The organism is Methylorubrum zatmanii, assembly GCF_014845115.1.
Lineage (GTDB): Bacteria > Pseudomonadota > Alphaproteobacteria > Rhizobiales > Beijerinckiaceae > Methylobacterium > Methylobacterium zatmanii.
On the sequence record NZ_NKUI01000204.1, the window covers coordinates 1 to 7,969 of the forward strand.

6 protein-coding genes are annotated in these 7,969 nt (G+C 70.8%); 4 read left to right on the forward strand and 2 right to left on the reverse strand.

All coding sequences use genetic code 11. The features are described 5' to 3' along the window. Nucleotides 1–356: 356 nt before the first annotated feature. Together sfnG and MZTS_RS21085 are read left to right on the forward strand one after the other, a co-directional pair. On the forward strand, nucleotides 357–1,469 hold the full coding sequence (gene sfnG, locus MZTS_RS21080; RefSeq protein WP_192285300.1) for a dimethylsulfone monooxygenase SfnG: 1,113 nt from the start codon (nucleotides 357–359) through the stop codon (nucleotides 1,467–1,469). Nucleotides 1,470–1,657: 188 nt separating this feature from the next. Then, nucleotides 1,658–2,917 (forward strand): SfnB family sulfur acquisition oxidoreductase, encoded by a 1,260-nt coding sequence (locus tag MZTS_RS21085; protein ID WP_192285301.1) that lies wholly within the window; start codon nucleotides 1,658–1,660, stop codon nucleotides 2,915–2,917. 228 nt (nucleotides 2,918–3,145) lie between these two features. On the opposite strand, the gene MZTS_RS21090 is transcribed toward MZTS_RS21085, so the two are convergent. Further along, nucleotides 3,146–4,183 carry an LLM class flavin-dependent oxidoreductase gene (locus tag MZTS_RS21090; protein WP_192285302.1) on the reverse strand — a complete coding sequence of 346 codons (1,038 nt, stop codon included), beginning with the start codon at nucleotides 4,181–4,183 and terminating at the stop codon, nucleotides 3,146–3,148. A 607-nt stretch (nucleotides 4,184–4,790) separates the two neighbouring features. Here MZTS_RS21090 and MZTS_RS21095 point away from each other — a divergent pair. Then, on the forward strand, nucleotides 4,791–5,015 hold the full coding sequence (locus tag MZTS_RS21095; RefSeq protein ID WP_192285303.1) for a hypothetical protein: 225 nt from the start codon (nucleotides 4,791–4,793) through the stop codon (nucleotides 5,013–5,015). A 110-nt stretch (nucleotides 5,016–5,125) separates the two neighbouring features. On the opposite strand, the gene MZTS_RS21100 is transcribed toward MZTS_RS21095, so the two are convergent. Next, entirely contained in the window at nucleotides 5,126–6,295 is a 1,170-nt protein-coding gene (locus tag MZTS_RS21100; protein WP_192285304.1) for a dimethylmenaquinone methyltransferase, read from the reverse strand. A 311-nt stretch (nucleotides 6,296–6,606) separates the two neighbouring features. On the opposite strand from MZTS_RS21100, the gene MZTS_RS21105 reads away from it, so the two are divergent. Further along, nucleotides 6,607–7,956 (forward strand): glucan biosynthesis protein, encoded by a 1,350-nt coding sequence (locus MZTS_RS21105; RefSeq protein WP_246482214.1) that lies wholly within the window; start codon nucleotides 6,607–6,609, stop codon nucleotides 7,954–7,956. Nucleotides 7,957–7,969 lie beyond the last annotated feature (13 nt).

Here is a 7,969-nt window from a genome sequence, read left to right on the forward strand (position 1 = left end):
GCCCCCGCCCGCCGCCGTCCCGCCGGATGCCGGCGCCGCCGCCCAGGCCGGCGGGGTCTACTGAACGAGCCTCGCTTTCGCGACGACGAGGAGCCGCCCCTGCCCGGGCGGCTCTTTTCGTTCGCGGGTGCAGCGCAAGCCCCGCCCCGGATTGTATGCAATGAAACGATCTTCGTCCGCGCCGCGCCCGCAAAGAAGAGAGTTTCGTGTTTCAGGGAGAAAATGCCGGATCATTCCTTTGACGAAAGGTTCCTCCGCAGCAATGATTTGACATGGCGAAGCAATCCGGAAGCAAACCCCGGAAGCTTCGCAAGATATCATCAACCATCCCTCTCGAAGACGAGCGACGTGCCGCCATGACTGTCCGGACCGTGTCCTCCTCGCCCGATCCGATCCGCTTCGCCTATTGGGTTCCCAACGTCTCCGGCGGGCTGGTCATCAGCAAGGTCGAGCAGCGCACCAGCTGGGACATCGACTACAATCGCAAGCTCGCCCAGATCGCGGAAGCCTCGGGCTTCGACTACGCGCTGACCCAGATCCGCTTCACCGCCGGCTACGGCGCCGAGTACCAGCACGAATCCGTCGCCTTCAGCCACGCGCTGGCGGCGGCCACGACGAAGCTGACGGTGATCGCCGCGATCCTGCCCGGTCCCTGGAACCCGACGCTCGCCGCCAAGCAGATCGCCACCATCGCGCAGCTCACCGAGGGGCGGATCGCGGTCAACATCGTTTCGGGCTGGTTCTCCGGCGAGTTCCGGGCCATCGGCGAGCCCTGGCTCGACCATGACGAGCGTTACCGCCGCTCGGAGGAGTTCATCCGTTCCCTGCGCGGGATCTGGACCCAGGACAACTTCACCTTCCGCGGCGATTTCTACCGCTACAGCGACTACACCCTGAAGCCGAAGCCGGGCGCGCGCCTGCCGGAGATCTTCCAGGGCGGCTCCTCGCGGGCGGCCCGCGACATGGCGGCCCGCGTCTCCGATTGGTACTTCACCAACGGCAACACGCCCGAGGGCGTGAAGGCGCAGGTCGACGACATCCGGGCCAAGGCCCGCGAGAACGGCCATTCCGTGAAGGTCGGCGTCAACGCCTTCGTGATCGCCCGCGATACGGAGGAGGAAGCCCGCGCGGTGCTCCAGGAGATCATCGACAATGCCGACCCGGAGGCGGTGAAGGCCTTCGGCCACGAGGTGAAGAATGCCGGCAAGGCTTCACCGGAAGGAGAGGGCAACTGGGCGAAGTCGAGCTTCGAGGATCTCGTCCAGTACAATGACGGCTTCAAGACCAACCTGATCGGCACGCCCGACCAGATCGCCGAACGCATCGTCGCCCTGAAGGATGTCGGCGTCGATCTCGCCCTGCTCGCCTTCCTGCACTTCCAGGAGGACGTGCAATATTTTGGCGAGCACGTGATCCCGCGGGTGCGCGCCCTGGAAGCCGCCCGCGAGCGCCGGGCCGAGGCGGCCTGAAGCCCAACGCCCCCATCCGCCACCTCCTCATCCTGAGGTGCCCGCGTCGGCGCGCCTCGAAGGCTTCTCCCGTTCCCCCGCGGTTCGCGGAACATCCTTCGCGGGCGACGCTTCGCGCCGCCGCCTCAGGATGAGGGAGCGGGTGGCCTCCGTCCTTCACGATCCCTTCCTGCTTTGGGAGACCGCCCATGACCATTGCCGTCAGCCCCACCACGGCCGAGGCCGGAAGCCGGCCGCAGGGCGTGCCCGGCCCCGCCCGTCCGCCAAAACCCGCCCACATCGTCCGCGACGACGCCGAGGCGATCCGCATCGCCCACGCCCTCGCGGCACAGTTCCGCGAGGGCGCATCCGAGCGCGACCGCAGCAATGCCCGCCCGCTCGCCGAACTCGATGCCTTCTCCCAGAGCGGCCTGTGGTCGATCAACGTGCCCAGGGCGTATGGCGGGCCGGAGGTCTCCTACAAGACGCTGGCGCAGGTGATCGCGATCATCGCCGCCGCCGATCCGTCGATCGCCCAGATCGCCCAGAACCATCTCGGCATCGTCGCGGCGATCCGCACGGTGTCGGATCCGGAGCAGCAGGCGCTCCTCTTCGCCGAGGTGCTGAAGGGCACCCGCTTCGGCAACGCCTTCTCGGAGAAGGGCACCCGGCGGGCCGCCGAGTTCGAGACCCGCTTCACCGATCACGGCGACCACGTGATCGTCAGGGGGCAGAAATTCTATTCCTCCGGCGCGCTGCTCGCCCATCTCGTGCCGATCGTCGCCCTCGATGACCAGGGCCGCGCTTGGTACGCCATCGCCGAGCGGGACGCGCCCGGCCTCACCGTGATCGACGACTGGTCGGCCTTCGGCCAGAAGGGCACCGCCAGCGGCACCGTCCTCATCGAGGATGTCCGCGTGCCGAAAAGCCACCTCGTGCCGGGCTACCGGGCCTACGAGGCGCCGCGGGCGGACGGGGCGATCTTCCAGATCATCCAGGCGGCGGTCGATGCCGGGATCGGCCGCGAGGCGCTCGACGACACCATCACCTTCGTACGCGAGAAGGCGCGCCCCTGGATCGACAGCGGCCAGGAGCGGGCTTCGGACGATCCCTACACCATCCGCGCCATCGGTGACCTGACCCTCCGCCAGCATGCGGCGGAAGCCCTGCTCGACCGGGCCGGCCTCGCCATCGACGCGGCCGTGGCGGACCCGACCCCCGAGAGCGTGGCGGCGGCCCAGCTCGCCACCGCCGAGGCCAAGGTGCTCACCACCGAGGTGGCGCTCGCCGCCGCCAACACCCTGTTCGAACTCTCCGGCACCCGCTCGACGCTGGCCGAGCACAATCTCGACCGCCACTGGCGCAACGCCCGCACCCACACCCTTCACGATCCCGTGCGCTGGAAAGTTGCGATCATCGGCAACCATGCCCTCAACGGCGTGAATCCGCCGCTCCACGCCTGGAGCTGAGACTGGAGTTGAAAGCAGAGCCGAGACGCCGCCGCGCCATCGCGGCGCGGGCCTCCCTTCGGTCGACCTGAACGCCTCTCGCGTTCAGCCCATCGTCTTCGCTTCGTACCAAACCCGGTCGATCCCTGCGGGATGGCGGATTTGGTACGAGACGACACGCCACTCCCGTCCGTGCCCGAGGCGACCAGGCCCGGATCGATGACGGGACATGCGGCGGAGAGGCCGCGCTCAGGCCGCTGACCGCTCGGGCGCGCCGTCGGCCGCCGCGTCGAGGCCGCCATGGGCCTCGGCGAGGATGGCGTAAGACCGACGCCGGGCCGCGTGATCGTGGAGGGCCGTGGCCACCATCAGCTCGTCGGCCCCGGTCTCGGCGGCGAGGACCTCCAACCCGGCGCGGATCGTCTCCCGCGCGCCCACCAGGGAGCGGGCCAGCATCCGCGAGGCCTGCGCCTTCTCCGCGGGGCTCCAAAAGGCCTCGATGTCGTCGATCGGCGGCGGCAGGAGGCCGCGCGTGCCGCGCACCAGCCGGGCGAATTGCTGCTGCGGCGTGGTGAACAGGCGGCGGGCCTCCGCATCCGTCTCCGCCGCCACGACGTTGACGCCGACCATGGCATGGGGCCGCTGCAACTGCGCCGACGGCTTGAAGCGGGCCCGATAGGTCTCCAGCGCCGGCAGCAGCGCCTCCGGCGCGAAATGCGAGGCGAAGGCATAGGGCAGGCCGAGCGTGGCCGCCAGTTCCGCCCCGAACAGGCTCGATCCGAGGATCCACAGCGGCACGCTCAGCCCGGCACCGGGCACCGCCTGCACGGCTTGGCCCTCCCGCACCGGCCCGAACAGGGCCTGCAGTTCGAGCACGTCCTGCGGAAAGCGCTCCGCCGCCGAGTAGTCCCGGCGCAGGGCCCGCAGGGTCAGCCCGTCCGTGCCCGGCGCCCGGCCGAGGCCGAGATCGATCCGGCCGGGATGGAGCGCCGCCAGGGTGCCGAACTGCTCGGCGATCACCAGGGGAGCGTGATTGGGCAGCATGATCCCGCCCGCGCCGACCCGGATGCGCGCCGTGCCCGCCGCCACATGGCCGATCACCACCGCCGTCGCGGCACTGGCGATGCCGATCATGTTGTGGTGCTCGGCGAGCCAGAAGCGGCGGTAGCCGAGGGCTTCCGCGTGCCGGGCGAGGTCGAGGCTGTTGGCGAGCGCCTGCCCCGGCGTCGCCCCTTCGGGGACGGGGGCGAGATCGAGGACGGAGAGGGGAGGCAGGGAGAGAGACATGAAGGCCCGACGCGCCTGAGCACTGCGCCCTCGCAGGCGCAGAATTCCGTCCCCTCTGCCTGCCAGATCGTGTGCCGGAGGGCCCGGCGCAAGGACGGGCCAAGGGCGAGCCAAGGGGGCCCCAAGGACGGAGAATGTCGCGCCCTCGCCCTCCGAGATGAGGCCGGGGCGAGAACCGAACAAATGTTGCGGGGCAAAGAAAAAGGGGGCTTGCGCTCCGGGTGCGAGCCGTCCTAGCCTGTCTTCACCGGCGCTTCAGACGCCGTCCTGAGAAAGGAGATCGGCCATGAATCATCACGGCATCAACGGCTCCCCCGCGCGCACCGCCGACGCAGACCAGGATACTCCACCCAACCAGAACCGGCAGGGATAGTGGCTCCCTGAAGACGCTGCGGCAGGTCGAGTTCCCCCGCTGATCCGAGGGCGGGGCCGGCAGCTCCCACCGCGCGCGAGAGCGTGACCCCTGCAAGGCCCGTCGGCGAAAGCCGGCGGGTCTTTTCGTTCCGGCAACCGGCCGAGACGCGGCTTCGGTCACGCTCGAATTGTATTCCTCATCACGGCGCAGGGCTTGCACGAGCCGCTTCGATTTCCTCGGAGCCCCGCGCCGATGACCCTCTTCCATTTCGAGCTCTGCCGGAACGGCCGGCGGGTCGGCCCCCGGGAGACGCGCGACTGCCCCGATTGCGGCATGGCGTTCCGCGCGGCCCGCGAGATGATCCGCACCCTGCGCGAGGCCGACACCCTGCCCAACGGCGCCCGCGACCACACCCTGCGGGTCAGCTATATCGATCATTCGACGCTGTTCGACCTGCCGTTCGATCTGCGGATCTGATCCGGCGGCCGCTCGATAGAGGCGGTTGCCGTATCGGCCAGCCCGCGCGGCCCCTGGGCGGAAGCCAAATCCGCCCTCCCGAAGGGATCAACCGCCTGTCGACACGGCTCTCACCCCTTCCAGTTCTTCAGCGCGGCGAAGGGGCTGGCGGAGAGGTCCGGCGGCGGCGGGTTGAGCACCGGCTCGACCTGGGCGATGGCGTCCGCGAGGGAGTGGGCGCTGCCATTGGGCAGCTTGCCGCCGGCCGCGTCCCGGTGGCCGCCGCCGCGGAAGGCGCGGGCGCCGTCGAGCGCCGTGCCGTCGATGGAGCGGAACGAGAGCGTGCCCGCCCGCTGCACGTTGACCACCCGCTTGGACCGGCCCGCCTCCATCACCTGATCCGAAACCCGCTGGAAGGTGCCGGAATCGAGGCCGAAGGACAGCAGCGTCCCGTCCGACAGGGGGTGGAACAGCACGTCGGAGCGGGCGAGCGCCCGGGCCAGACGCTGGCGCGCGGTGAGGCTCGGGTCGTCGCCGGGCTCGTCGGCGAGGAGACCGTCGACGAGGCGCGCCCGCATCTCGCCGGAGCGGCGCTCCAGCTCGGCCGGGGTCGCCCCCGCCCGCAGCCGCCCGGCGGCGTCCATCAACAGGTCGGAGACGAAGCGGTCGTGCCAGGGATGGCCCGGCGGCACCAGGGTCGTCACGCTGTCCCAGAACAGTTCGTCCAGGGCGAGGCCGCCGGCGAAGGCCGGATCGCCCTTCTTCCAGAGGTCGAGCGCCTCGACCGCCTCGATCATCGTCGCCAGATCGGCCGCCGCCGTCGCGTCGGGCGCCACCCCTTCGGCGGCGTAGAGGTCGCGCTGGTCATAGGCCATCCGGGTGGCGCAATGCGCCTCGTCGATGAGCACGAACACGTTGGCATCGCCCAGATCCGTGCGCAGCAGCCCTGCGCGCTCCGGGTCGGGCAGCGGCTCCAGATTCTGCCGGCGGAGCTGATCGAGGGAGGAGGCGTGGTGGTCGAGCACCACGAGGCGGTGGCGCGCGCCCTCCGCTCGTCCGCGATTCATCGTGGCGAAGCGGCGCAGGAAGGCGATGGTCGGCTCCTCCAGCCCCAGATCGGTCATCAGCAGCGTCTCGGCCGCCTCCGCCGCGCGCAGGCGCTTCAGCTCGTCCTCGACGACCGGGCCGACATCGGAATAGCGGGCGACATGGATGACCCGCCCCACCGGGGCGAAGCGGGCGGCCACCGTCGAGGCGCCGTAGCCGTCGAGGTCGTGGTGGGTGATCTGCGTGAGAGTCATCGGCAGAATGTCGGCTCGAGGCTGGACAGGAGACGCGCGGGACGCGACAGGGCAGGCGCCGCTCACGGGGAGCGGGAGGCTTACGGCCGTGCATCGACTGTTTCGGGCGAGCCGGCAACCACCTTTCGCACCGGAGCTCCTGGGCCGGAGGTGGGAGGCCAGGATGCGTCCGGCGCCGTGCGCCCCGTGGGGTCCGGCCTCCCGGCATGGCCGACAGACCGCAAGGGCCGGGTGAAACCGGCAACCTTAACGCCCGGTTCAGGTGTTGAGATCCTATCTGGAACCGTTCCGAGACGAGACCCGGCGAGGGCATGACGCATCCGACCGATCTTGCGACCGATCTTGCGCCGCGCGATGCGCGGGGCCTGCGCCTCAGCCGGCGTGAGTGGCTGGCGGGCGCCGCCGCCCTGACCGTCCTGCCGGGCGGGGCGAGGGCGGAGACCGCCCCCTTGGCCCTGCCCGCCGCCGGGACGCCGTTCTCCGATGCCACGGTGCCCGATCTCGCCCGGGCGCTCGGCAACCGCCCCTTCGTCGCCCCGGCGACCAACGACGTGCCGGACACGCTGAAGAGCCTGTCGCGGGAGCAGTACGAGGCGATCCGCATCCGTCCCGACCGGCTGATCTGGGGCGGCGAGCCGCACGGCTTCGCGGTCGAGCCCCTGGTGCGCGGCTTCTTCTACAGCGACCGGGTCGCCCTGTTCCTCGTGGAGGACGGCGTGGTCCGCCCCATCGCCTACGACCGGCTGAATTACGAGGCCGGCTCCGAAGCGGGCGAGACGGCCATGCCCGCCACCGACCGGGATCCGGGCTTCTCCGGCCTGCGGATCCGGGCGCGGTTCGGCGGGGCGCATCAGGATTTCGCGGTGTTCCAGGGCGCCTGCTTCTTCCGGCTGGTGGGGCAGGGGCAGGAATTCGGCGTCGACGGACGCGCCCTGCTGCTGCGCCCCGCCGATCCCCGCGGCGAGGAATTCCCCCGCTGGCGCGCCCTGTTCGTGGAGCGGCCGCGCGCGCCCGACGCGCCCCTCGTGGTCCACGCCCTGATCGACTCGGATTCCCTCGCGGCGAGCCTGCGCCTGGAGCTGCGCCCCGGCGAGACCTCCACCGCCGCCCTCACCGCCACCCTGGTCACCCGCAAGGAGATCGACCATCTCGGGCTCGGCGGCATGCAGGCACCGTTCCTGTTCGGTCCCCATGACCGCCGCGGCGCGGACGATGCCCGCGCCGCGGCCTATGCCGCCGGAGGGCTGCAGATCCGCAGCGGCAGCGACGAGGCGATCTGGCGCCCGGTGCGCAACCCGGAGACGCTGCAGATCTCGAGCTTCGTCGACAACGCCCCCAAGGGCTTCGGCCTGACCCAGCGCGACCGAGATCCCGTGGCCTTCGAGGACGACGCGCACCCTTGGGAGCGCTGCCCCTCGCTCTGGGTCGAGCCGGGGGAGGCCGCCGGTGCCGAGGGGCTCTGGGGGGAGGGCGCGGTGACCCTGCTGGAGATCCCGAGCGACGCCGAGGTCAACGAGAACGTCATCGCTTACTGGCGGCCGAAGGCGAAGCTGCCCGGCGGCCGCGAGATCCGCCTCGATTACCGGCAGAGCTGGGGGCGGGAGCCGGCGGTGGCGCCGCCGGAGACCGAGATCACCTCGTACATCTGCACCGCGCCGTAGGCGGTGAGCGCGG